The sequence below is a fragment of the Thermococcus sp. Bubb.Bath genome (genome assembly GCF_012027595.1).
GTDB lineage: Archaea > Methanobacteriota_B > Thermococci > Thermococcales > Thermococcaceae > Thermococcus.
Window position 1 is genome coordinate 1 of record NZ_SNUR01000077.1, and the last position, 379, is coordinate 379.

A 379-nucleotide genomic window follows, 5' to 3' on the forward strand; every position below is an offset into this window, starting at 1 on the left:
TAAAAAAACGTTTTTAAGCAAATTCATTTAACACCTGAATGAACATCTTAGAACATTTAATGTAGGGTGGTGGGTATGGCACAGAATAATTCACTCGTGCTGTATGATGTTCATGAGGCCGTGGATGTGTGTTCAAACGTTGGCTGCGTTAAGACCAAGGCCACTCCATCAAGGCTGCTCTTTGCGGGTTTCATGGCTGGTGCATACATAGCCTTTGGATTCATTTTTGCCATAGTCGCTAGTGCAAGCTTCCATCCAGAGCTGGGCACTTTCCCAAACCTATCTCTCTTCAAACTGCTTCTGGGTGCAGTTTTCCCAGTCGGTCTCATAGCCGTCCTTCTTGGCGGTGCGGACCTCTGGACAGGCAACGCCCATATAG

At 47.0% G+C, this 379-nt stretch carries 1 protein-coding gene; it reads left to right on the forward strand.

Translation table 11 applies throughout. The annotated features are described in order from the left end of the window. Positions 1 to 75: 75 nt before the first annotated feature. On the forward strand, positions 76 to 379 hold a 304-nt coding region (locus tag E3E29_RS11590), incomplete at its 3' end, for a formate/nitrite transporter family protein (RefSeq protein WP_167911127.1).